Origin of the sequence: Bengtsoniella intestinalis (assembly GCF_039719005.1) — a bacterium.
Classification (GTDB): domain Bacteria; phylum Bacillota; class Clostridia; order Oscillospirales; family Oscillospiraceae; genus Oscillibacter; species Oscillibacter intestinalis.
In genome coordinates this window covers 2922416-2944322 of record NZ_CP133584.1, presented here as the reverse complement: position 1 = coordinate 2944322, position 21907 = coordinate 2922416, and the positions used below count along the sequence as shown (strand labels likewise).

Genomic DNA, 21907 nt, shown 5'->3' with positions numbered 1-21907 from the left:
GTAAATTTTCCTTTCTATGTGCAGGGGGAGGCGTTTTGCCTCCCCCTGTTGTCATTTATCCGTTGTAGTAGCCTTGTTGCTGGGGATACCCTTGCTGTTGGGGTGGATAGCCTTGATACCCTTGATTAGGGTAGCCCTGTTGGTATCCTTGCTGTTGGTATCCCTGTTGGGGATAGGTCTGTTGTTGGGCTGGGAAGTTGTTGCCAGGCTTATATTCAGGCACATAGCCGTCATCGGCAGTGGTTTCTTGGGGCTTAGAGTCAGCAAAGTAGGCGTTGTCTGCCACAATTTCGGCACTACGACGCTTGTTGCCGTCTTTATCGGTCCAATCACGGATTTGCAACCGACCGTCAACGGCAATCATGCGGCCCTTGGTAAAGTAGTTTTGAACGAATTCGCCAGTACCACGCCAAGCCACCACGTCGATATAATCAACTTCTTTTTTGCCAGAGGTCTTGTCTTTGAAATCACGTTCGCAGGCTACGGTGAAGTTGCACACAGTGGCTTCGCCAGCGGTGCGGGTTTCGGGGTCACGGGTCAGTCGGCCCATAACGGTAATTTTGTTCAACATAAATAAATCCTCCAATAATTTTTCTATTAAGCGGTCATTTCCAGCTGTTCTAAGGGGATGGGTGTAAAGCCAGTGGCGGTGTGTGCCTTCTGATTGATGCGTTCTAAATCGGCTAAGAGGTCGCCCACAAGGGTAGTTTCATTGTCACTTTGGGCGGTACCAGCCAGCTCCATTTGAGCACGATACAGTCGTACCATTTCACTGCGGAATTTGTGCAATGCTTTGCCTTGTTGCTTGCGATTTTCCGTGTCATTGTCTGTAGGCTCAGCGACGGATTGCTCAAACTGCTCCAAAACCTCCGATGCCATGGCGTGGATGTTGTTGGCCTTATCTTGCAGAGGATTGATGCAGAGTCGTTCCAACGTGGCACGCACCAACTGTCTGTCGGTAGGCTTTTGCCACAGATATCCTTCTAGCGCCAACAAATCTGTGCTGATAACACCACTTCTACCACAAAGCCATGCTTTGGCTTGAACAACAGGGGCATAGTTCAATAGTTTTCGGTCAGATACCTTGATGCCGCCTTGTCGTAAGGCACAGCAAATATCATCCATCAGCTGGTGGATGGTTAAGGGTACGGACACTTGGAAAACCTCCTGTTGCATGGCGCCTAATTCATCCAAAGTGATACTGCTACCGATAGGCGCCTGTCCCCCTTGTTGCTTTTGCACCATGGCAGAAATCCGATGGTCACGGGCTTCGATGTTCTCCGTCACCAGCTTCAATTCCAAACGGTCATACAGGGCTTCCAAAATCTTCTCACTGGGGTCATTGAAGTTGGGAATTTCGTTGGAAGCGGCAAAGAAGGAGATTGTGGGAATAGGATAGGTGCGTCCTTCGTTGGTATACTTACGTTCGTTGAGCGCTGTCAACAGCGAGTTCAATACCCCATCGTTGCACTTGAACGCCTCGTCTAAGAAAACAATATGGGCTTCTGGAATTTTGCCTGTGGTAATCAATTGTGGTTCCCCTCGATGGAGAATGGACAACATTTTGCGGTATTGCTCTAGCTTTTCAGTCAGCAGTTGGGCATCTTTTACCGCTGTTGCATCGGTGGGATTGCTGGCAATTTGAGCCTGTAACTGTGACAATTCACCAATCAAAGTTTGATAGGTGCTATCTTGGTCTAAAACCTGTTGTGCCACACTGCCAGGGATTAAGCTATTGAGGTCAATTCGCCCGAAAAGCTGTTCTTCATCGCTTTGCTTGGACAAGAGCCGTTCAAACTGATTGGCACCATGGATGCGGCTACGGAACAGGTTGATGGCGTAGGATTTGGCCTGCCCTGGCTCCCCTAAGACAAAGAGATTTTTCCGAGTCAACAGGGCAATGGCAATCAGTTCAATGAGTTCTTCACGCTCGGTAATGTGCAAGGCAACGTCCTGCATAACGGCCTGCATTTTAGATTGTAATATCATACTGCTTTCCTTTCATTTTGCAACAATTGGATTTCATCTAGCACAGCCCAGAATTTATTTTCTCTGCTGTGATAGCAATAAAACCATCCTTCGCCAACAACAAGGCCATCTTGAATCAGCTCAAATTGAGCGGTGTATCCATCACCCACCATTGCAATACTCTTGTTGCAATTTTCCAGCGTACAAGGAATAGGCGAACCCAGTTGATACATCTTAGATTGATGGGTGATGATGGTGCCTGTCACCAATTGATTTTCTGGCATCCGAATTTGTGTGTTAGAATATTTCATGCGCCTGCTTCTCCTTTTTGTTTGCTTACATCTACCATATAAGGCTGATAGATATAAACATCTCGCTCTTTGAAAAAACACTGTAGCTTCAAGCCATCGTCCAAAAGAATGATGCCAAAATCGGCAACGTGGATATCACCTAACAGAGCATCCTTATCTTCGCTGTCCCAAAATCCTTGGGCGTCGAAGTTCACTTCATACGTGCCAACCACTTGGTGGCGGACGGTACTGATACACGTCCCACCGCAGTAATCGTACAAAAAGGTGAACATCTGCCGCTCATTTTCGTTTACAAAGTCATACACCGTCAGTACAACTTTGTTTTTCCGCATGGGGCACCAAGTAGGCGGTGCTTTTTTCAGCTCTGTTTTTTTGAACCGCTTTGGTTTCTTTCCTACATACAGGCAGTAGGTTTCACCGCTGTGCAATCTACCACCTTGGAGGTGTTTTTCTATGCCCAAATGATGGTGGCGATACGTACAAGAGTGACAAGAAGCGGTTAATAGTTTGGATTTCTTCATTGTCTTACGCTGCCTTTCGATGGTTTTGTCGGCACAAATCAATAACCTGCTGGCATTGATCCATTTCAAAACTGCCGATGTGTGCCTTTTTATCGGATAACCCCATTTGCTGGCCTAGCCAATGATAGGCTTCTGTTCGGCTCATACAATGGGACTGCCAAAAGGCATCAAAGATTTGGTGGGTTTCTCGTCGTTTCAGTCGTAGCACCTCATTGGCTACTTTCCCCAATGGACGGGTACTGCCTCGATGACAGCCCACTCTGGCATTACAGGTGCGACACAAGTAAATATATTCGCCCTCTAGCCCCAAATGGGTAACGCCGTCTCCGAAAACTTCCCGTGGATTGGCCAAGGTAATGGTGCCACCACAATATCGACAAATGGTAGGTATTTTCATTGCTTTACCTATGCTGCCTGTGGCAGTTCTTTCTTTTGTTTGGTTTTTTTGGTTGCACGTCTGGGTGTCAGCATCCCTGATGTGGTTTCATCTGAAAGCAGGAGCAATCCCCCTTGCGCAACAGAGACATAAAGATTGCCGTTAAAAGCACGCAGGCACTGCATTAAATGGCGTACATTATAGTAATAGGTGCCAGTGGGTATTCCCTTCAGCGGAATTACATCGGCTTTGTTTTTACCTGATCCTAATTCACTTTCACACAACAATGCAATTTGGGCTCCTTCAAAGGTCAGCGACAAGGTGGCATGTTCATCTGCAAAAGAGGTCACATGGTCAATGGATTTGTGGAGATATTCTCCGTCAGATAGTACGGTGAACAAGGGCTCACAACTATTCATAATGCCATCGGTGTCAATAAAATCCCCTGACATAATTCTGGCAGTGAAAATAAAGTTATTTTTCACAAAGGAAATACTCTTCCCAGTGATGCCAACCTGCAACTGGTCATCATCTGTGACCAGCGTAGAGAGTAGCGCCATACTTTTCGCTGGCACCAGCATCTGAATGGAAGTGCCTTTTTCGCTTTTCCCAAGGGCAGACATAATTCTAAACCCATCTGCACTGACGGTTTTGATGCCTTTTTCCGAAAACACCAAATTCAAACCGCTGGTATTGCCATCTTTGGTGGTGGCAAACCCTGTCGCTCGAATCATAGAAGGCAGACGAGAAATGGTAACATAGTCCGCAGGCAAGGGCAATTCCATGGCTGGATAGGTGCTGGCAGGTAAGGTTGCGATGCGGTATTGTCCCTGCTGGGCGTTGAGTTGCAAGATGTTTTTCTCCAGCATCAAGGTGACTTCCTCCCCAGCTAAGAGGGAAAGCATCTGCACACCCAGCCGACTGTTTAATATGCAGCCTCCAGAGGTTTCTACATGGGCTTGCATGGTCAATCGCATAGAGGTTTCTAGATTGGTGCTGGATAGTTGGAACGTCTGATTGGTTTGGTCCGACTCTAACAATACCCCTTGCAGAGCGTCGATGGGCGAACCGACGCTAGACAGTTTGGCAGCTTGCTTGAATAGGGTAAGCAAGTGTTCTCGCTTTGCAATCACTCTCATAAGATAGCCTCCCGTGTGGTAAAGGTTGTATCTTCGTGATGGTCAGCACTAAGCACATAGTCGCCGTTGTCGTAGCCCTCTGTAACAATATCCTCCGCTTCTTCTCTGCTGTTGGCATAAATCTCTATATCCTTAGACAGAATTTCTTCGATGGTTACAATATATTTTTTCATTGAATTTGTCCTTTCTACGCAACAAAATCAAAGAGGCTCAGCTGATTTTCTAAGATGGCTGGCTTCTTTGATTTTTGACGTGTTTGTATAATTTCTTGTGATGCCACCAGCGCAACAACAGGCTCCGCCACCACAGTTTCCAACTTGTGTTGAGGCTCAACAGAAGTTATAACCACAGGTGCAGATGCCGCTAGCTCTGGTGCTTTACTTTGGATTCGATAGGGGTTGATAATCGCCATTCGTTTAAATCTGGCGGCAATGTCTTCTACGTTGTCACGGATGCCTTGCATCAGTTCTTTCGCCATAATGGACGTCATGTCCTGCACATCGCTCATAGCCGCTAATCCTTCTTCGGAGAAGTTCCCTTCGATGATACCTGCCACAGCCAACTTTGAAGCCATCAGCTTCATAGCCTTGGCCTGCATGGTGTTTTCATAGTACAACAGATATACTTCCACTTGGGGGGCTGTCTGGTTGATGCGCCAGCTACGGCGTGATGCTTGTCGCAAGGTGAACAGATTGTACCCCATGCTATAAAAGATAAGGGTAGTAAACGCATTTAGATCCAGGCCTGTTTCCACCAAGGATGGATTGGTAATTAACACCTGCATCCCTTTGGAGAGTTGTTTTTCCACCCATTCTTCCCGTTTGTCAGGTGAAATGGCATCGGTCATAATCTCAGCTGGGATTTGATGGGCTTCCAATAGCTTTTGGAGTTTTAGCCGTGAATCCGTCCGTGTCCAAGAGGTGTAGATTAAAACCTTTTCACCACGAGATAATTTCTCTTGGGTGAGCTGTAATACCTTCTGCTCCTTGGCGCCTAATGTTTGGAAATCTCCTGTATCCTTTGGTGTAATAAACACTTCACCAGAGATAGGATGGACGATAGGGTTTTGTCCATAAGGCTGGTCCGGATAGATGGTGAGCAAATTCAAATAGGTGGATAAAATTTTCTTGGCGGCTCGCTTATCACTTTTGAGCAGTTCACGCAATGCCAGTTCAATGGCTTTGTATTCCGTCTCCACTGCCTGCTCCATAGGGAGGGCGATGGGGATTTCTTCATAGCTGGGCAAATCCTTCCCCATATCATTGAGGGTTAAGAAGGCAGCGTGTTCTAATAAAAAGCGTGTGAATACCAAGGGGGATACCCCAGGTAATAAGCGACTCTGTTTTTTGACCTTTTGGCTCCGTCGATTGGAGGCATAGGACTGTTCTTTTAACTCATAGACAGTTTCCAATACACCATATTCTTGGTTGAAAACCTGTGGTTTATGGTGCTTTTGTCCGTCTAACTCCATCATCCGTGGCATGGTGCGATACAGCAGATGGAAAATCCCTGCGCTGTACCCATTGATAAGGGTGGCTGTCATGCAAATCACCTTATTTGCTGTTTGAAACAGCTCCCCCATGGCATCACCTTGTCCACTGTCATTGTTAAATTGATGGACTTCATCCACGATTAAGCCATCAATTTTTCCTTTGTATTGACGTTTGATATAGGTACTCAAAGGGAAACGGCGACAGGCGCCTCTGATTTTGAACAGGTTTCGAGGTTGTTCCATAAAGGCACGAATACGTTCTCGCAAGGTTTCTGTTTTGACAAATGGCAAGTGCTCTGCAGCTTTGGGATGAAATATCCAGCCATAGCCACCGATTTTCACCCATGGACTCTTGCTATTGTCTGGATTGACTGCGCTCCACAAAGGAGTGTTGCATTGGGGGCATTTGCGATTGTTACTTCGTTCTTTCATAAAGAAGAATTGGTTTGCTGTCACCATATACGTGCTACCATCGTCTGTGATGGGCATTTCCAAGGCTTTGCCACAGTCGGGGCAACGGAACGTGTGGTACAGGGCATCCCATGTCACAGCAGGCCCTTTCATATAGCCATCCCGTGCTTTTTCTTTCGATAACACTGCATATACACTGCGATCCCCTTGGGTGTAATGGTCGTAGATTTTGTCCAGTTCCGTGATACTATGTACCACAAATCCTATGGTATTGGGCAATGTTTCGCTGAGTTCACGCACCCATTTTTTCGCCACATGAGAAGGGCAAAGAACCACGTTAAAAGTTTTGGATTTACCAAAATTATGCTGAAAAGCGCCTAATGCAGTGGCTCCAATCTTGGTTTTTCCCGTACCGCACTCCGCTACAACAAAGCCCATTTTGCCCTGTTCTAGCTGTCTTTTCAGCGACTCTGCCACTGCCATTTGAGGGCCGTATAGACTGTATCCCACCTGACTTTGGATATGGTCGTTAATGGCGAGAATTTCATTGGACAGCGGCTCATTGGCAGGATCAAACAGCGGGGTAAATTGGTTGCGTATCCGCTCTGCCACCGTCACACCGAAGGTGTTCAAGTAGCTGGTGACACTAGATACATCCTCAAAGCCTGGGGGTTAGTCACGATACCAGGAATGGCAATGTGTCCGCCTTTTAATCCATCTTCAATAACAGCGATGATGTTACTATCTCCGCTGTGACAGGTCAAAGACCATGCATCCAAGTGTTCCATAGAAGAATGGACAATCAAGGGCTTTAAAAACGCCCGCTTTTCCAACTCATCTAAAAGATAGTCTTGAAATTCTGGGATAAAAGGGACGGCACAAATACGATCAATCTCGTGAAAAAGATGGTCACGGTCACCTTTGGGACAAAAGATACAGGAATTGCGTGGTGGTGTCACCTGCGCATCTTTTGCGTCTGGCACATCGTCACTGTTGGCTTCATCCTCCGTTGGGTTTGAATCATCTGATTTCGATGCTTTGTCTTTGCTTTTGGCGCTACTCTCTACATCTGTAGCCAATAGGGTGGCAATGGCATACTGCCCATCGTGGGAGATTTGCCGTTGAAATCGTTTGGCATCGGCAAGCGTTGAGACATCACCCTGCGGCAATTCTACTTCGATGCTACCACCACCATAGATGGCATCGCTCATGGCCTGCACCATTTCTGGATAGCCACCAAAGCGAATGGCACGAAGATAGGTTTTCCGCTGGATTTCCTCCATTACCAAGATATCTGCAAACGCACTGAGATGGATGCCTTTTTCTCCGTCGATGTAGCAAATTGGAATTAGGTTACTGTTTGTCATACATAAAAATTGCTCCTTTCAATTTCAAATTTGACGCAAAAAAAGACCGCAACGTCCCCAAAGGGTCATTACGGTCTTTCAGTGTCATTTTGTATTTTGGGTCAAACTTGCGGACAGGTATAAAAAGGTGCCATCAGCCCCCCAATCGCCAATTTCCGCCCTCTCTGCTCTATCCTCTCTGCTCCTCCCTAATACAAGGGTAGTATAGCATGGATATGGTTTATTGGATAGATGCAAGTATTGCACCTATCCAATAAACTTAACCAACAGACATATAAAATAGACCCAACAGTACATTTATGCTATATCTATCAGACAATATAATAGTAACTGATAGATATAAGGAGGATTCACAATGGATAAAGAAACATTGGCTACTCAAATTGGCATAAACGTTGCACGGTATCGTGAAAAAGCAAAAATGACACAGGCTGAACTTGCCGAGCAAGTGAACCTATCACCAGCCTATATTTCTCGCCTTGAGTGTGGGAAGAAATCAATGACCATGGTTACACTATATCACTTAGCAGAGGCACTGGATGTCAGTTGCAATGCCCTCATTTACCCTGAGTCCTCATCTGCACAGATTGATACCATCACACATCTTTTGAGCGATAAAGAACAAGCTTATTTGCAAGGAATCGAAGAAATCATACAAGTATGTGAGCGTCGGTTCCAATCCTGCACGCCTTAAGAAATTTCCTTAAGCACACTCTGCTTCATGGCCACAAAATTGATAGAATACACGCTGTCATAGGGCTGATAGTAAACTTGCAGGTAGACGCCACCAATCCCTGTAGGGCGGAGAACAACTGTGCGCAAGGCGGCATTCATGGTTTCTTCAGAACCGAATTGTTTGTGGGGGAAGACACTTTCTTTGGCGGGATACTCCGACCAAGTGGCACCACCGTCGTCGGTTTGTAGAATTATGCAAGGTGTCTCATCGGTGCGCCCTACTAAAATACCCTCTAAATCATTGAAATAGAAGATACTGTCTACTACAATGCCCAACGATTGGGCTAACTTGCCTGTGTCTGTGACAAATCCCTCTTGTCCATGATGGTTCAATTGCCCCATGGCTTCCAACAGATTGGCAGAGAATAAATCTGGATAAGCCGATTGGTCACGACACAACGAACGATTCAATGCAGTGATTGCAGCGCCGATGGTAATTGGCTGTTCTGGGCGGAAGCAACCATCCTCATAGCCTTGCATCCACCCCAAAACATAAGCACTATGGATATAACTGTCATGGACAGACACATCCGAAAACCCGTCATCATCGCCATAAAGTCCTACAGGGGGAACGAAGTGGAGTCGATGGAGTATGGCAGCAAATTCCCCTCTTGTGATAGTATGGGTACCATCGTCTGGTAAAATACCATAGTCTACTACGTTAGTAACTGTAGGAAACAGTTCCCCCAGCCATTGCGAGAGCATATGGTGGGTCAACACTTGGTCTAGCGCCACCTCAGACTTCATATAGGGGGCATCGCTATCCAAAATAGGCAAGGCCTCCATCTGGTTCATCGTCTCTAGCAAAGCCTCATAGGTAAAATACTTTTTCACCTGCGTATAATCACCCAGCAACATTTGGGAGGTGGGAATTCCTCCGTCTGCTTGGTGGTACAGATACACAGTATCCTCGCAGATACCCAAAACTTGATAAGACACATGGTTGTAGACGCTAAACAAATCACTGACAGGGCTGATGGCTTCTATCGTTGCCAACCAACCATCATAACCTGCTTCTTGCGAAGCTGTGTGGTAAAAATGGGTGCTGGTTCCCGCTACTTTCACTGTCACCTGCTCTTGGGTGAGACTAGATAAGTCCAACGAAATATTTTCTTGTTCGTATTGGAAGTTTGCAGAAATAGCGGTTGTCAAGGTCAGTGCCATTGCTATGCTTAGAAATAGTTTTTTCATACAATTGATTCCTTTCTTGTGTTGTTTGCTACATCCCCACAGTTATTAAACACCTATCTGCCTAGAAATGCAACAAGTCCAGCTCAAATCATTTGAACTGGACTTGTTGTTTTTTGCATTTCACGATTCCTGCTCAGTATCATCCTCATAATGCTCTACATCCACATTTTTCAAAAATAGCACTAATTTGGCTGGTAGTGGTACCCCTAACTTGGCGGCATTTTCTACAATGCTGATGGATTCATTGACACAGTAAAAAAAGATAGTCACCAATTCTAGCGACCCATCCACGGGCAAAAAATATACATCAATCACCCGACTCAAGGCAACTAGCACAAATATCATCACCTTTCGGATGATGCCAGCACCACCAATTTGACTAGACATCGCTTTATTTTTGGCGGCCAAACACACGCCAGTGATGTAGTCTAAAAGCACCAACAAAATCAGCGCATAAAGTAGCCCCAAGCTTTCAAAGTATAAAACACCTTCTTTGAGATTTTCTAAAATCATACGGATAACACTCCTTTTATAATAGATACCTAAACTTCAGATTCCTATTATAAAAGAGCGTGTTAGTCCGAGAAATGTAAATCAATTCAAGGGGAACAGATTGATCTTAATAGTAAACAACAGAGGATGTGGCAATTTCTGTTTCATCTGCGAACTCAATTGTCGCTTGCACTCGATAATTATACCCAGATACAACAGTCTTACTCTGCTTGATAGATGTCCCCGTTGAACCGTTATAATCCCAAGTTGCATAGTCATACCAGCTACCGTTAACTTGACGTTGTAAAATAATTTTCATTGTATAGTTTTCAGATGTATTCATACGCACAGTCACTGCGCATTCTGCTACACCACTATTGCTAATTTGCAATGAACTTCTAAAGAATTCAATATATTCATAACGAGGTTGAATTATATGGACTTCTTTTTGCATTTGAGTTGGGTACGCATTTGTAGCATGTGCTGTTGACGCTAAAGTTAGTGCTAACATCATACAAAGAGATATCAGTTTTGTCATCCGGGTTTTGATTTTCATGTTTTGTCCTCCAAAAAATATAGTAGGAAGAAAATCTTCCTACTATATCTACACAAAAAAGCCAAAGTGCAACCACTAGTCGTAGAAAATAATATTCTCTGCAATACGAATTACATCTTCTGTAGGTGTCACGGCACAAGATATAGAGATTAAGTTTTGCAACTCTGGACGAATAATTACTAAAATTGTGGATTCATCTTCGGTGATACATTGAGTATCATAGCCCTGTATCTGTATATTTTCTACATAAGCGTCTTCTGTGTCAAAGAGCACTTCTTCCCCCGGTGTTAGATAGTCACTTCCAATATTCAAAAACTGATCTTTCCCATTGGTTAAAATTACTGTAGTAGACAAACCTTCGATTGACTGCACTTCATATAAATACCACCCTTGAGGTACCCAAGTAATTTCAAAATCTGGGAAATACCCTGCATCCACAAAGTCTGCTACTTCAGCATTCGCCTGAGTCGCTGCATTGACCTCCTCCAGAGCAGATGATTCTGTAGGCTCTTGTTCTGTACCTATTGGCTCCTCTGGCTTGATAATTTCTAACTCTGCTGTCTCAATAAAAGAAAATGCTGTATACCGTTCTTGCACATCTAACAGTAAATCCATCGTTCTCACACGAAAATCCTCTGATAGCGCAAAGGCGGAAGTAAACAAAATAGTAGCAATAGATGCCGCAATCAAAATCTTTTTACCAATACTTTTCAGTGTTCGCACTCGTTTGCGATTCTCTTGGGTTTTGTAATAATCTGCAATGGTTTTTCGGCATTTTTTATCCAATGTCTCTGGAACGGCGGCTGTAGGGTCATTTTGTAGCTGTTTATTCAATTCTAGTAATCGTTGCCCTTCTTTTTCTGCCAAGTCATACATCAGCAAGGCGAACTGGGCATCTTCTATTTGCTCAAGCTTTTCCTGTCGTGTATCCATGAACACCCTCCTCTTGTTTTGAAAATTCTTGCCGTGCAGCACGTCTAGCCCTTGTTAAGCGCATACGAATCGCAGACGTCGGACAATCCAACAGCTGCCCCAATTCTACATCACTTTGGTTTAAAATATATTTCCCATACAACAAAATCCGATCGTCCTCGCTCAACGCCTCCAAGGCACTCAACAGCAACTTGCGTCGCTCTAACAACAGCACCGACTCCTCTGGTTTGGAATCAGAGGCTTCCATACTTTCTATAAAAGCTGGAGCCATTTCACTAGCAATATGCTTGTCGATGATATTCTCGTGACGTATCATGTTCAGGGCCGTGTGCTTTACAGTCACCACAATGTAACTGGCTAGGGCTTTTGGCTCTAATTTACGCAATGTGTCAAGATGGGTAATCAACTTCAATAGCGCACTTTGCATAATATCCTGTGCCAAGAGTTGATGATACTCTAACGCTGTAGCATACATCAAGCGATGGTATTGGGTATATATGTCTTCCATGAACACGCGGTCTTCTTCATGCTCAATACATTCAATGGCATATAAAATCATGTCTATCTGTCGAGTAGACAACTCGACACTCCTTCCTAAAAGAGTTTCATTTTAGTGAAGGGATGTCGTTGCCCCTCACAGAACCGTACGTGCGGTTTTCCCGCATACGGCTCTTCAAGTAATCTTCGGGTTCCAGTTCCATATATCCACTGTTAAGTGCGGTTCCTTGATATAAAAATCCCATATCCGCAAAAACTTTGGATACCGTAATTTCCCCTTCTGGTCTCGGCGATTTAACATTCGGTAGGTGGAGTATTTGAGATATTTCCAGAAATTTTGTATGCCGTGGAAATTCCCATTCACCCCATAATAGTTGCAATGTCCCCTCACTACCGCTGACAAAAGTTTCACCGTCTCCGCCACTGGCTTTGTCAACCGTGTAGCGAGCCATGCCTTTGCCGACTGTTTCTTCGCCTTCAATTTCTTCTTGCTGGTACGCACACCCACACGATAGTTTCCACCTCTGGTCTTGGTGTTATAAAAGGTGAACCCCAGAAAATCAAAGTCTTCCCTCGTTCCCTTAAACCGTCCAAAAGGTAGAATTTTGGTCTTATCCTCTGCCACTTCTAATGAAAACTTCTGCATCCGCTCTTTCAGCAGTTGCATCACCTGTTGCGCCTCGTTTTCGTATTGAAATAAAATGACAAAATCGTCCGCATACCGCACATAGTGTGCCTGACCCTTTAGTTTCGGCGCAATCGCCTTTACAAACCATAGGTCTAGCACATAATGTAGGTACACATTCGCCAAAATCGGTGAAATCTGGCCCCCCTGTGGGGTGCCTCGGTCACTCTCTAAGCGTTCTGTGCCCTCCATCACCCCTGCAATCAGAAATCGTTTGACATAGCGCAGAAAGTTCTTGTCCTCAATATCGTGTGCCAGAAATTTCATCAGCCAGTCATGGTCTACATTGTCAAAGAAGCCCTTGATATCTGCCTCTAACACATAGTTCGCCTTGCTTCTCATGATACTCTGGTTCAAATACCGCACCACATCGTGAGCTTTGCGCTTCGGACGAAATCCGTGGGAGCAATCCAAAAATCTAGGCTCATAGACTTCGTTGAGCACGTCTGCCATCGCACCTTGCACCAAACGGTCTTCGTAGGCTGGGATACCCAGTGGCCGAAGTTTTCCGTTACCTTTGGGAATATAGGTTCTTCGCACCGCCTGCGGTTTATACTGAAATTTCCGCATCCGCTGTACTAGTTCCGCTATATTCTCCTTGGCGTGCTGGTCGTAGGATTCCTTGTCTATGCCGTCTATGCCTGTTGCCTTCTTCTTGACTTGCTTTCGGTGTTGCATCATCAGCGTTGTTTCGTTGACGTTGTGCATCACATTCTGCACCTTTGGGTATGTTGATGACTGTTCCCTTATTCTCATTGCTTTTGGTTCCATACGATTTAGCCTCCTGTGCCAGGTATGTTTCCACGTTGGGAACGACTACTTGCTACCCCCTTCGCTCCACCTGCTTTCACAGCTTTCATCACTACTATGAGGTAGTCCGACTTCTGACAGGCCGTCAAGGTCTCTCCATTTACAAGACTTCAATCCCTCTTACTGCTAGTAAACCTTCCTCTGCAGAGCCTGCCAGACCTCCCAGGTATCCAGTTATTCCTTTGCGCACTCGCCACGCTCTCTGACCCCGATGGAACCTGGTTATCCTAGCTTTGCGGATTCCCATTGCTGTCTGCGACCAAGAGGACGGTATCGACTTCCATTCTATATAACTTACGGGGCTCTATCGCTTCACGGTTCCCCATTGCGGCTCTTACGCTCCATCTGCCTACGCTTAAACCTCACCTCACGGCTTCGGCTCCAAGGCTGTGTACCGACTGCTCGCTACGCTTTGTCGGGTTCGGACTTCCACCGAACTAGAATAACTGCACCGAACTGGCGCACCCCCTTTCTCCCTATTATAATAAACACCATAGGAAGCATTTTGCAACATAAAATTTTGATTATTTTTATTTACACTTATTTTTTAGCTTTACCTGTCAGTATATGGACCTTTTCGACATAGTGGAATAAGGGACTACAGTGCCAAATACCAGAAAGTAGAGACATGTGTGTATGATTTTATACATAATCGCAACCATCGAAAACGATGATGATCGGATGTTTATGGAGCAACTTTATCTGGGATACCGTCGACTATTATATCAAGAAATATTCAAGATTGTCCAAAATGAATGGGAGACAGAAGATATTCTCCAATCCGTAATTCTAAAATTGATTGAAAAAATTCCATTGCTTAAAACTATGGCTGAAGCGCACTTAATCAATTATTGTGTGATTGCAGGGCGAAACACAGCGTTTAACCACTTACGAGACAAAAAGATTGAATTGCCATTAACAGAAGAATGGTATCACGAAGAGGCTAATACCCAAACTTCACCAGTGGAACTCTATCTGCTCAAAAAAGAGGAATTTATTTACTTTCAAAACACTTGGGAGGTTTTAGATGTCCAGACACGTTATCTGTTGGAATCCAGATTTTTCTTAAAGAAAAGTTATAAGGAAATAGCAGAAAATCTCGATATGAATGAGGCCGCAATTCGTATGGCGGTCACCCGTGCAAAAAGGAAAGTAAATCGAGCAATACTATCCACAATGGGAGACAGATAGCTTTGACGATGAACTAACCAAGATTTAGATTGCAAAAGAACTATGGCATAGTGAACACAAATTCGCTATGCCATGGTCCTTTTTTATTAAAAACTTTTAGTTTATTTTGTTGCAAACAGACGAATATCGGGTTTGATAGTTAGATAAAAAATTTCTCAATTTTCAGGTTTACATTTTTTGTAAATCACTCTCTTTTACTCCAAAGGAGTAAAGGAGAGGTGCTTATGCTTATTGATCGTGTTCTTTCTGCCCAAAAAGGAGATTCTATAGAAATGCTCACCCTCGTAGAACAATTTGCTGGATTATTTAGAAAATATGGAAGAAAACTGGGATATGAAGATGCCGAAAATGATTTGCAGGCAGATTTTATTGAACTTGTCATGTGTCATAATTTCAGCACTCTCCACAACACAACAGATGGAAGCATTGTGAATTATATCGCCAGATTTAATTACAGACGAAAATTGCAATACCAAATTGAACACTTTCGTTGAATAAAGCGTTTTTTATGCTACAGCATAAATCCAATCCAGTTCTGCCTCAAATAGTTCCTCTGGGGTGCGGTAGCCCAGTCGTTTAGTTGGCATGGCATTAATTTCATCGGCAAACATGAGGACTTGTTCGGGTGTGAAGCCATTCATCGACTTGCCTTTTGGCATGAATTTGCGGAGTACACGGTTGCTTCGCTCGTTCACAGGACGCTCCCAGGATGAATAGGGATGGGCAAAGTAAATCTTGGTTCCAAGGGCTTCGAAGTCGGCGAAATTAGCAAATTCACTGCCGTTATCCGTGGTGATTGACTTGAAAACTTCGCCAAATTTATCGCCGTACTGCTCTTTGAGCTGCGTCATAGCAACGGCCACACCACTCGTGCTTTTCTCATCAATTAGAATCGCGAGATAGCAACCCGTCAGCCGTTCGACAATGGTAAAAACAGCTTTTTCACCCTTGGTTTTTCGTCCAATCACTGTGTCTGACTCCCAATGGCCAAAGGTGTTTCGCTCTGCTACTTCAGGTGGACGCTCCTCAATGCTTTTCCCGTAAGAACGGTTAGAAATACGAGGTTTTCCGTGCTGACGGCGACTAAGCACCTCTGGAAGTTCGAATAATGTCAACGGCAATTCCCATTTCCACAACAAATTGTAGAGGGTTTTTGTGCATGGGATAGGTTGGTTTTGGAACTTTGCGAGCAGTTTGGCACGACCGACACAGGTGTCGAATGACCATTTTTGATTGCGGATTTGCGCCACTGTCCAGTCGATGAACGAGGAGCTTCTGGGCACTGTTTGGGGTCGACGACACCGCAAGCGATTGGCCTTGTAGACCGCTCCACCACGCTTGGCGGAGTAGCCGGGCTTGCGCCCTCGACCGGAGTACTCCAGCGTGCCACGACGGAGCTCATAGCCTACCGTAGAAGGGCTGCAGTTTAGCGCACGGGCGATGGCTCGGTTGCTATAGCCCAGCTTGTGAAGCTGTTGCAGAGCACCACGAGCCTCAGCATCCAAATGCTGCCCCCTCTTGCGTTCTGGCGAAATTGTGATAGAATAGGTCTTGTCCATGGTGATTGGCTCCTTCTGTCAGAGTGTTGTGTGGTAACTTTATTCTAACAGAAAGTCCATTCACTGTGGACTTTTTATGTGTTCAATTTCATTTTACAATTAACCATTTAATTACAGACGATATTTATTCTACTTGAAATCCGTTATTGAGGAACAGACAATATCTATCCAAGATTTAAGTGTAACACAACAAGCCGATGTCGAAAGGAAATTGTCAGTTACAGATGAAGAAGATTTGAGACTGCTGTTCCCAGAGGGTATATTATCAAAAAAGGAGAGTACAATCCTGCTCTATGTCTATGTATACGGCTATAGCAGTACTGATATAGCCAACACTTGGAATGTAAGCAGACAGAATGTCAACCAAATACGAAAAAAGGCAGAGAAAAAGTTGCGAAATGCTTATTGTTGATATATATCTAGCGCAGAATGTACATTGAGAAAAACAAACAATGGGAGAACTTACCCTACCTTGTTTTCATCCATTATCATAGAAGCAACATTTGCACCTATGCAATAACCCATATCCATGCTATACTACCCTTGTATTAGGGAGGAGCAGAGAGGATAGAGCAGAGAGGGCGGAAATTGGCGATTGGGGCGTTTTTGTACCCCTCTATACCATCCCGCATGTTTGACCTGAAATACACTATATTGACACTGAAGACTGTAATGACCCGTTGGGGACATTACAGTCTTTTTTTGTGTCCAAAATCAGAGCTATAAAATTTGAAAGGAGCAACCCATTATGTTTGAAGCAAGCAATTTTATCCAAGTCCCAGCAGAAGAAGAACTGGATGTGAGTGCCATTTTTGGCGGAGGAAACACCACCACTGTAGAGGATTTATTTTCCTCCCCTGCACCCTCTGTGGTACAACCTGTTCCTGCCCCACAAATCACCCCAGTCCCACAAACCCCACAGCCTACCCCACAACCAGCATCAAGCAAAGCACCCCAAATCACCCCCCAATGGAGATGGAGGAAGTACCCAATCCCATTCTAGCGGCCATGGATGCCCTGCAGAACAAATCCCTGTTCGACAAAGCCCCTGTGTTCGCCTATGGTGGCGTCACAGAGGACATCGAGGACGGTGCCATGACTTTTGAAATGCTACGCATTGAAAAGGCAGAAACCTTTCCAGAATTATCTGAGGGGAAAAAGGTATCTTGGACGATGGAGTACGGGAAAATTACCAAAACCATCCCCAAACCCATTGAATCTACCATTATTTCTATGAAAGAATCTATTGAAGCCAGCAAAGAGTTTTTGGATATGCTGAAAAAAGCCAAAGACAAAAACCCCAGTTGCTTGGTCAAGCCAAAGGTCACTGCTCAAAGTAAGGGGCTCCCTGATTACAAGGGGATTTTCCTTAGCCAAGCAGATGCCCAAGCATCCAACAAGAAAATCTGCATCTTTCCTGCTCAGGATGGACGGGTCTACGAACTGCGAAAAACAGAGTTGGGCGATTTTATCGCACCCAAAAGCAACATCATTGAATTTGGGAAGGCAACGGCTGGGTTAACCCCAGCCTTGCCCCCCATTCCTATGGACATCTTGTGGACAGTCATCGGCTTTTTTCGTAGCTTGATGGATGAACATGAGTATGAAGCATTGGCTCACATTTATTGGGATCGAGAAAACTTAGAATATGTGGTGCATATCCCCAAACAGACGGTGACCAAAAACACAATCCATGCCTATTTGGATGTAGACTGTCTGGCAGAAGATAGATATTTGCACTACGCAGATATCCATAGCCACAACAGCATGGCCGCCAGATTTTCTGCTCAAGATGATGCTGACGAAAAAGCCACCCGCCTTTATTTTGTGGTAGGACGGCTGGATAAATTTTTCCCAGACATCACCGCACGCATTAGCGTAGGTGGCGTGTATCAAGAAATCAATCCTGGCCAGGTACTAGAAGTGCCAAGTTATTCCTTCCCAAGCTTTTGGAGGGAGCAACTGGATTGTCAGCAACCCCATTGCCAGTGGGATGACTTATTTTACAAGGAGGCCCATTCGTGAAGTTTTCTAAAACACGACCAATTAAAATTGTCATGTTAGGAGCTGGGGGGACTGGAGGGCACATTGCGCCTCATTTATACCGCCTGCTCTATGCACTTGACCGCCCTGTGTCTTTCATCCTTTGCGATGGGGATTTGGTGGAGCAGAAAAATCTTGTCCGTCAAAATTTCATTGCCGCCGATATTGGGCAGAACAAGGCAAAGGTGCTGGCAGAGAGATACTCTGCTGTCTTTGGTTTGGAAACCCAGTACATCCCCGGTTTTATTGAGGATATACAATCGCTAAAAGCCCTGTTAACGCCCCAAAAATGGCAAAATGGGAATTATCCTCATAGTGCAACAGAAACAGAACTGGTGATTTTAATTGGCGCTGTGGACAACAACAAAAGCCGTCAATTGTGCCACCAAGTCTTCTACCAGATGAAAGAGCTGATTTACATTGACGCTGGCAACGGAGAATATGCAGGCCAAGTAGTCTGTGGCATTCGCCGTGCTGGTAGAACGTATTTCAAACCTGTGGGAACAGTCTATCCAGATGTGCTGGAATTAACGGACAAATTCCCCACTGAACTTAGCTGTGCAGAGACATCCGTTTCTGCACCCCAAAGTATGACCGCCAATATTACAGCCGCCACCATTGTGGTGGATATGATTTACAACATTTTAACCATCGGCAACCACACCGTCCGACAAGCCACCTTTTCAACCAAAGGTGTCCATGTGCGACCCACGGTGCAAAGCCGAAAAAGCAGGAGGATTGCAGCATGAAAAAACTATATGTACCCGCAGGAGAAACTGCTCATTACAACACATTGACCACTGATTTGATTGTGGTAGACGGCTGTTTGGAGGTCACCAACACCCTAACCGCCAAACAGATTACAGGCAAAGGGCTAGTCAAGGCTCACATCATCAACACCGATACCATGGTGGTTGACGACGTAGAGTGTGCCAGCCTGCATTGCGAATCGGTAATGGCAAAACGGCTGGAAGCTATGGAGATTTTCGCCTCCAACAGTGTGAGCGTATCTTGTATGCTGACGGTAGACTATGTGCAAACAGGCGTATTGTCTGCCACCATGACTGAAATTGGTGATGTGAAAGCAGAATTGGTCATCCATCTCCCCTATAAACATGGTGGATTGTTTAACCTGTTGTTGCGGGCAAAAATGCAACGGATTTGGCTGGCATGGAACACACCCAAAGAGGTGATGAACGCCACTTACACCGTGGTGGAGGACGCTCTAGCAAAACCGCCTATGGAAGATGCACCTGTCCAAGAGCCAGCGCAAGCAGAACCAACGCCACCAGATGCAGAACAAGCCACCGTACAACAAAGCGTGTCGGATGCCGTCAACGCTATTTTGGATGGTTGGGATATCAAGCCCTCCGAAAATGCGCCTGACGTAGCCAATGATTTTGAACTACAGCGCTTCATTCGCTTATTTTCCTTCTGCCGTGAAAGTGGATGCACCTTAAAGGTTATCCCCAACACACCAGAGGAAAACGCCCCTGTCTTTAGTAACCCAACGTGGCAGGCGGTGGCATGAATGACAACAGTGACACATCGCACCATCTATCAACAAGATGGGCGACAAATTTTAGAGGAACAACGCTACGCTGGTATCATGGCTCCCAACAGCACCTTTCAATTGAAAGGATGCGTGGGCAAAAAAATGGTGACACAGCCCAAGGCGACAATGATTTCTACAAACAACCAAACAAAGGCGGCCTAAGTCGCCAGAAGAAACAGTAAGGAAGCAACCATGCACCCTTACTGTTTCCATTTTAAGGAGGAAATTTACCATGTCTATCAAATCGCAACAAGCCAAAATGAAACAATTAGCCACCCTGCTTGAGGGCAATCTATCCTACATCTATGGTGAAAAAGAGTGTGGACCCAATGGAGCAAAGGTGGAATTTCACCGCCATGGGAAAGCCTTTCTCCGTGGAATGGCCAAAGATTTGGCGTTCACCGATTTTATTGTCCGTTCCAATACCGCTGGCATTGCAACTTCTGGAGAAGTGTCTTTGTATGGCCTTTGGGACAATGAGGGGTTGATGATTACCTTGAGCCAATTTGATTTACACAATGATGTGATGCTCTATCGTACCATCACCCAGATAAAAGGTGGACAGCACGGTTTCAATCAGTGGTTGCCCTTAAATGCACTCTCTGGTGGAGACTACACCCAATTATTGGCAACCTTCTCCCATTATCAAGGGCGGTGCCGCCATGCAGCCTAATGAAACCCAACGCTACTATGTGCTGGAACAGCTTCATCGCCTACGACAACAAATTGATGATGGTATCCATGGGTTGGTCATTGGACGGGCTCGTGTGGAGAAATACCGTGCCATAGATGTTACCACGGCGAAAGATTTATACCACACCTTAGAAAAAGACAGAGATGCCTTGGTAGAAGTCTTGGGGGACACCCAACGATGCTTACAAGAGGTGGAAGAATACCGTCTATCCCAATTGGCTGGAACTTTGCGTAGTGGACTGGCAGGGTTCGCCCTGTCCTCCAGCGCCTACAAGCCTGTGTATAATGTGATGATAGACTTTGCAAACAAACTGCCACAGCCAGGGCAGACCACCGATGCCGCCATCATTGGACGCCTGATGAACAATGTCAAGCTTGGCTATTACCCTACCGGCCCACAGAATATCGCCTATATCAAGGAAGCTTTTTCCGTACCAGAGGGTGTCGAGCCCAACTACCTAGACCCCTGCTGTGGATGCGGTCTTGCCCTGAGCCAATTGGCGCAGGGGCAGGATTGTCATACCTACGGTGTGGAACTGGACGAAAGCCGTGGCCAGCAGGCAGAAAGCAGGCTATATCGAGTCGGCTATGGGAGCTTTTTTCACAGCCATGTCAGCTATGATGCCTTTCATCTGCTGTTTCTCAATCCACCCTATCTTGCAGTGTTAGGAGAAGGTGGGAATCGAACACGGCATGAAAAACGCTTCTTAGTGGAGAGCTACCGCAATCTTACCATTGGTGGATTGTTGGTATACATCATCCCTTATTATCGGCTGACACCAGATATTTGCCGTGTTATCAGCGACAATTTTACCGATGTAACTGTTTGGCGATTTACCGACGATGAATTTAAGAAATTCAAGCAAGTAGCCATCATGGGACGGCGCAAAACACGGAGCGAAGACATTGCACTTGCGGAACAATTGGATCAGCTAGGGTATGCACCTCAGAACATCCCTGCAATCGCCCAATTGCCTATGGAACGGTATCACTTACCCACCATCACACGGCAAGTCAGCACCTTCAAAGGAGCTCAATTTAATCAAAAAGAATTGAGTCGTCAGTTGGCTCAGTCCAATAGTTTCCAGCAGATGATGTGTAAACACCAGCATAGTCAAGAGCAAAAAAGGCCGCTTCTCCCCCTGTCCATCGGGCAGGTAGGGCTGATCGGTGGCTCTGGCTTAATCAATGGTTTGGTGGATTGCGAGACACCCCACATAATCAAAGGACGGATTGTCAAGGTAAAACGCACAGAAGAACACCCTCAATACAACGCCAAAGGCAAACCCAGTGGCGGTGAAATCAAAGAAATTATCAGTAACAAAATGATATTCAACGTGCTAACCCCAGAGGGGTTTCGCTCGTTGGCGTAAAGGAGAAT

27 protein-coding genes are annotated in these 21907 nt (G+C 45.4%); 11 read left to right on the top strand and 16 right to left on the bottom strand.

Going from position 1 to position 21907, the window contains the following annotated elements; genetic code table 11:
- Window positions 1-55: 55 nt before the first annotated feature.
- The 9 genes from RFF05_RS14105 to RFF05_RS14065 are packed head-to-tail and all read right to left on the bottom strand — an operon-like array spanning window position 56 to window position 7585.
- The gene (locus tag RFF05_RS14105) at window positions 56-571 is read right to left on the bottom strand and encodes a single-stranded DNA-binding protein (protein WP_409967691.1); all 516 of its coding nucleotides are present in this window, start codon (window positions 569-571) and stop codon (window positions 56-58) included.
- A gap of 26 nt (window positions 572-597) precedes the next feature.
- Complete coding sequence (locus RFF05_RS14100; RefSeq protein WP_409967690.1) at window positions 598-1989, bottom strand: AAA family ATPase; 1392 nt, start codon at window positions 1987-1989, stop codon at window positions 598-600.
- A complete protein-coding gene (locus RFF05_RS14095; RefSeq protein WP_409967689.1) occupies window positions 1986-2279 on the bottom strand; it encodes a hypothetical protein in 294 nt (97 codons plus the stop codon). Before RFF05_RS14095 ends, RFF05_RS14100 begins: the two co-directional genes overlap by 4 nt.
- Window positions 2276-2800, bottom strand: a complete 525-nt coding sequence (locus RFF05_RS14090) for a hypothetical protein (protein ID WP_409967688.1) — start codon at window positions 2798-2800, stop codon at window positions 2276-2278. The genes RFF05_RS14095 and RFF05_RS14090 overlap by 4 nt, the downstream gene beginning before the upstream one ends.
- A 4-nt stretch (window positions 2801-2804) precedes the next feature.
- Window positions 2805-3197, bottom strand: a complete 393-nt coding sequence (locus RFF05_RS14085; protein WP_409967687.1) for a zinc-finger-containing protein — start codon at window positions 3195-3197, stop codon at window positions 2805-2807.
- An 8-nt stretch (window positions 3198-3205) separates the two neighbouring features.
- A complete protein-coding gene (locus tag RFF05_RS14080) occupies window positions 3206-4315 on the bottom strand; it encodes a hypothetical protein (RefSeq protein WP_409967686.1) in 1110 nt (369 codons plus the stop codon).
- Window positions 4312-4488, bottom strand: a complete 177-nt coding sequence (locus RFF05_RS14075; protein ID WP_409967685.1) for a DpnD/PcfM family protein — start codon at window positions 4486-4488, stop codon at window positions 4312-4314. Before RFF05_RS14075 ends, RFF05_RS14080 begins: the two co-directional genes overlap by 4 nt.
- Window positions 4489-4502: 14 nt before the next feature.
- Entirely contained in the window at window positions 4503-6851 is a 2349-nt protein-coding gene (locus tag RFF05_RS14070; RefSeq protein ID WP_409967684.1) for a helicase-related protein, read from the bottom strand.
- Window positions 6848-7585, bottom strand: coding sequence for a hypothetical protein (locus RFF05_RS14065; RefSeq protein ID WP_409967683.1), 738 nt, complete (start codon window positions 7583-7585; stop codon window positions 6848-6850). The genes RFF05_RS14070 and RFF05_RS14065 overlap by 4 nt, the downstream gene beginning before the upstream one ends.
- 355 nt (window positions 7586-7940) lie before the next feature.
- Between RFF05_RS14065 and RFF05_RS14060 the strand changes: the two genes are divergently transcribed.
- The gene (locus tag RFF05_RS14060; protein WP_409967682.1) at window positions 7941-8279 is read left to right on the top strand and encodes a helix-turn-helix domain-containing protein; all 339 of its coding nucleotides are present in this window, start codon (window positions 7941-7943) and stop codon (window positions 8277-8279) included.
- Here the strand turns inward: RFF05_RS14060 and RFF05_RS14055 are convergent.
- The 6 genes from RFF05_RS14055 to ltrA form a co-directional block, all read right to left on the bottom strand.
- Window positions 8276-9511, bottom strand: coding sequence for an S-layer homology domain-containing protein (locus RFF05_RS14055; RefSeq protein ID WP_409967681.1), 1236 nt, complete (start codon window positions 9509-9511; stop codon window positions 8276-8278). The two genes, RFF05_RS14060 and RFF05_RS14055, sit on opposite strands and share 4 nt — an antisense overlap.
- 120 nt (window positions 9512-9631) lie before the next feature.
- Entirely contained in the window at window positions 9632-10024 is a 393-nt protein-coding gene (locus tag RFF05_RS14050) for a phage holin family protein (protein WP_409967680.1), read from the bottom strand.
- 106 nt (window positions 10025-10130) lie between these two features.
- Window positions 10131-10559, bottom strand: a complete 429-nt coding sequence (locus RFF05_RS14045; protein ID WP_409967679.1) for a hypothetical protein — start codon at window positions 10557-10559, stop codon at window positions 10131-10133.
- Between the two features lie 75 nt (window positions 10560-10634).
- A complete protein-coding gene (locus tag RFF05_RS14040; protein WP_409967678.1) occupies window positions 10635-11492 on the bottom strand; it encodes a DUF4367 domain-containing protein in 858 nt (285 codons plus the stop codon).
- The gene (locus RFF05_RS14035; protein ID WP_409967677.1) at window positions 11467-12072 is read right to left on the bottom strand and encodes an RNA polymerase sigma factor; all 606 of its coding nucleotides are present in this window, start codon (window positions 12070-12072) and stop codon (window positions 11467-11469) included. Before RFF05_RS14035 ends, RFF05_RS14040 begins: the two co-directional genes overlap by 26 nt.
- A 93-nt stretch (window positions 12073-12165) precedes the next feature.
- Window positions 12166-13446: a group II intron reverse transcriptase/maturase gene (ltrA, locus tag RFF05_RS14030; protein WP_409967676.1), complete on the bottom strand. Its 1281-nt coding sequence runs from the start codon at window positions 13444-13446 to the stop codon at window positions 12166-12168.
- Window positions 13447-14121: 675 nt separating this feature from the next.
- Here ltrA and RFF05_RS14025 point away from each other — a divergent pair.
- Window positions 14122-14676: an RNA polymerase sigma factor gene (locus tag RFF05_RS14025; protein WP_409967675.1), complete on the top strand. Its 555-nt coding sequence runs from the start codon at window positions 14122-14124 to the stop codon at window positions 14674-14676.
- 224 nt (window positions 14677-14900) lie between these two features.
- The gene (locus tag RFF05_RS14020; protein WP_409967674.1) at window positions 14901-15170 is read left to right on the top strand and encodes a hypothetical protein; all 270 of its coding nucleotides are present in this window, start codon (window positions 14901-14903) and stop codon (window positions 15168-15170) included.
- A gap of 12 nt (window positions 15171-15182) precedes the next feature.
- Here the strand turns inward: RFF05_RS14020 and RFF05_RS14015 are convergent, their stop codons facing one another.
- Complete coding sequence (locus RFF05_RS14015) at window positions 15183-16235, bottom strand: IS30 family transposase (protein WP_409967673.1); 1053 nt, start codon at window positions 16233-16235, stop codon at window positions 15183-15185.
- Window positions 16236-16368: 133 nt separating this feature from the next.
- On the opposite strand from RFF05_RS14015, the gene RFF05_RS14010 reads away from it, so the two are divergent.
- The 8 genes from RFF05_RS14010 to RFF05_RS13975 all read left to right on the top strand — a co-directional run bounded on the left by RFF05_RS14010 (window position 16369) and on the right by RFF05_RS13975 (window position 21899).
- Window positions 16369-16647, top strand: coding sequence for a sigma factor-like helix-turn-helix DNA-binding protein (locus RFF05_RS14010; RefSeq protein ID WP_409967672.1), 279 nt, complete (start codon window positions 16369-16371; stop codon window positions 16645-16647).
- 336 nt (window positions 16648-16983) lie between these two features.
- Window positions 16984-17238, top strand: coding sequence for a hypothetical protein (locus tag RFF05_RS14005; protein ID WP_409967671.1), 255 nt, complete (start codon window positions 16984-16986; stop codon window positions 17236-17238).
- The gene (locus tag RFF05_RS14000; protein WP_409967670.1) at window positions 17205-18260 is read left to right on the top strand and encodes a hypothetical protein; all 1056 of its coding nucleotides are present in this window, start codon (window positions 17205-17207) and stop codon (window positions 18258-18260) included. The genes RFF05_RS14005 and RFF05_RS14000 overlap by 34 nt, the downstream gene beginning before the upstream one ends.
- Window positions 18257-19027 (top strand): ThiF family adenylyltransferase, encoded by a 771-nt coding sequence (locus RFF05_RS13995; RefSeq protein ID WP_409967669.1) that lies wholly within the window; start codon window positions 18257-18259, stop codon window positions 19025-19027. The genes RFF05_RS14000 and RFF05_RS13995 overlap by 4 nt, the downstream gene beginning before the upstream one ends.
- Complete coding sequence (locus RFF05_RS13990) at window positions 19024-19809, top strand: hypothetical protein (protein ID WP_409967668.1); 786 nt, start codon at window positions 19024-19026, stop codon at window positions 19807-19809. The genes RFF05_RS13995 and RFF05_RS13990 overlap by 4 nt, the downstream gene beginning before the upstream one ends.
- A complete protein-coding gene (locus tag RFF05_RS13985; protein WP_409967667.1) occupies window positions 19810-19995 on the top strand; it encodes a hypothetical protein in 186 nt (61 codons plus the stop codon).
- Between the two features lie 70 nt (window positions 19996-20065).
- Window positions 20066-20506 carry a hypothetical protein gene (locus RFF05_RS13980; RefSeq protein WP_409967666.1) on the top strand — a complete coding sequence of 147 codons (441 nt, stop codon included), beginning with the start codon at window positions 20066-20068 and terminating at the stop codon, window positions 20504-20506.
- Window positions 20496-21899: a DUF6094 domain-containing protein gene (locus tag RFF05_RS13975; RefSeq protein ID WP_409967665.1), complete on the top strand. Its 1404-nt coding sequence runs from the start codon at window positions 20496-20498 to the stop codon at window positions 21897-21899. Before RFF05_RS13980 ends, RFF05_RS13975 begins: the two co-directional genes overlap by 11 nt.
- The last annotated feature ends 8 nt before the right edge of the window (window positions 21900-21907 follow it).

Bases quoted from the DNA above. Each gene is read 5' to 3' on its own strand.
- RFF05_RS14105 (WP_409967691.1), bottom strand. From the start codon at position 571: ATGTTGAACAAAATTACCGTTATGGGCCGACTGACCCGTGACCCCGAA.
- RFF05_RS14100 (WP_409967690.1), bottom strand. From the start codon at position 1,989: ATGATATTACAATCTAAAATGCAGGCCGTTATGCAGGACGTTGCCTTG.
- RFF05_RS14095 (WP_409967689.1), bottom strand. From the start codon at position 2,279: ATGAAATATTCTAACACACAAATTCGGATGCCAGAAAATCAATTGGTG.
- RFF05_RS14090 (WP_409967688.1), bottom strand. From the start codon at position 2,800: ATGAAGAAATCCAAACTATTAACCGCTTCTTGTCACTCTTGTACGTAT.
- RFF05_RS14085 (WP_409967687.1), bottom strand. From the start codon at position 3,197: ATGAAAATACCTACCATTTGTCGATATTGTGGTGGCACCATTACCTTG.
- RFF05_RS14080 (WP_409967686.1), bottom strand. From the start codon at position 4,315: ATGAGAGTGATTGCAAAGCGAGAACACTTGCTTACCCTATTCAAGCAA.
- RFF05_RS14075 (WP_409967685.1), bottom strand. From the start codon at position 4,488: ATGAAAAAATATATTGTAACCATCGAAGAAATTCTGTCTAAGGATATA.
- RFF05_RS14065 (WP_409967683.1), bottom strand. From the start codon at position 7,585: ATGACAAACAGTAACCTAATTCCAATTTGCTACATCGACGGAGAAAAA.
- RFF05_RS14060 (WP_409967682.1), top strand. From the start codon at position 7,941: ATGGATAAAGAAACATTGGCTACTCAAATTGGCATAAACGTTGCACGG.
- RFF05_RS14055 (WP_409967681.1), bottom strand. From the start codon at position 9,511: ATGAAAAAACTATTTCTAAGCATAGCAATGGCACTGACCTTGACAACC.
- RFF05_RS14050 (WP_409967680.1), bottom strand. From the start codon at position 10,024: ATGATTTTAGAAAATCTCAAAGAAGGTGTTTTATACTTTGAAAGCTTG.
- RFF05_RS14045 (WP_409967679.1), bottom strand. From the start codon at position 10,559: ATGAAAATCAAAACCCGGATGACAAAACTGATATCTCTTTGTATGATG.
- RFF05_RS14040 (WP_409967678.1), bottom strand. From the start codon at position 11,492: ATGGATACACGACAGGAAAAGCTTGAGCAAATAGAAGATGCCCAGTTC.
- ltrA (WP_409967676.1), bottom strand. From the start codon at position 13,446: ATGGAACCAAAAGCAATGAGAATAAGGGAACAGTCATCAACATACCCA.
- RFF05_RS14025 (WP_409967675.1), top strand. From the start codon at position 14,122: ATGATTTTATACATAATCGCAACCATCGAAAACGATGATGATCGGATG.
- RFF05_RS14020 (WP_409967674.1), top strand. From the start codon at position 14,901: ATGCTTATTGATCGTGTTCTTTCTGCCCAAAAAGGAGATTCTATAGAA.
- RFF05_RS14015 (WP_409967673.1), bottom strand. From the start codon at position 16,235: ATGGACAAGACCTATTCTATCACAATTTCGCCAGAACGCAAGAGGGGG.
- RFF05_RS14005 (WP_409967671.1), top strand. From the start codon at position 16,984: ATGTTTGAAGCAAGCAATTTTATCCAAGTCCCAGCAGAAGAAGAACTG.
- RFF05_RS14000 (WP_409967670.1), top strand. From the start codon at position 17,205: ATGGAGATGGAGGAAGTACCCAATCCCATTCTAGCGGCCATGGATGCC.
- RFF05_RS13990 (WP_409967668.1), top strand. From the start codon at position 19,024: ATGAAAAAACTATATGTACCCGCAGGAGAAACTGCTCATTACAACACA.
- RFF05_RS13985 (WP_409967667.1), top strand. From the start codon at position 19,810: ATGACAACAGTGACACATCGCACCATCTATCAACAAGATGGGCGACAA.
- RFF05_RS13980 (WP_409967666.1), top strand. From the start codon at position 20,066: ATGTCTATCAAATCGCAACAAGCCAAAATGAAACAATTAGCCACCCTG.
- RFF05_RS13975 (WP_409967665.1), top strand. From the start codon at position 20,496: ATGCAGCCTAATGAAACCCAACGCTACTATGTGCTGGAACAGCTTCAT.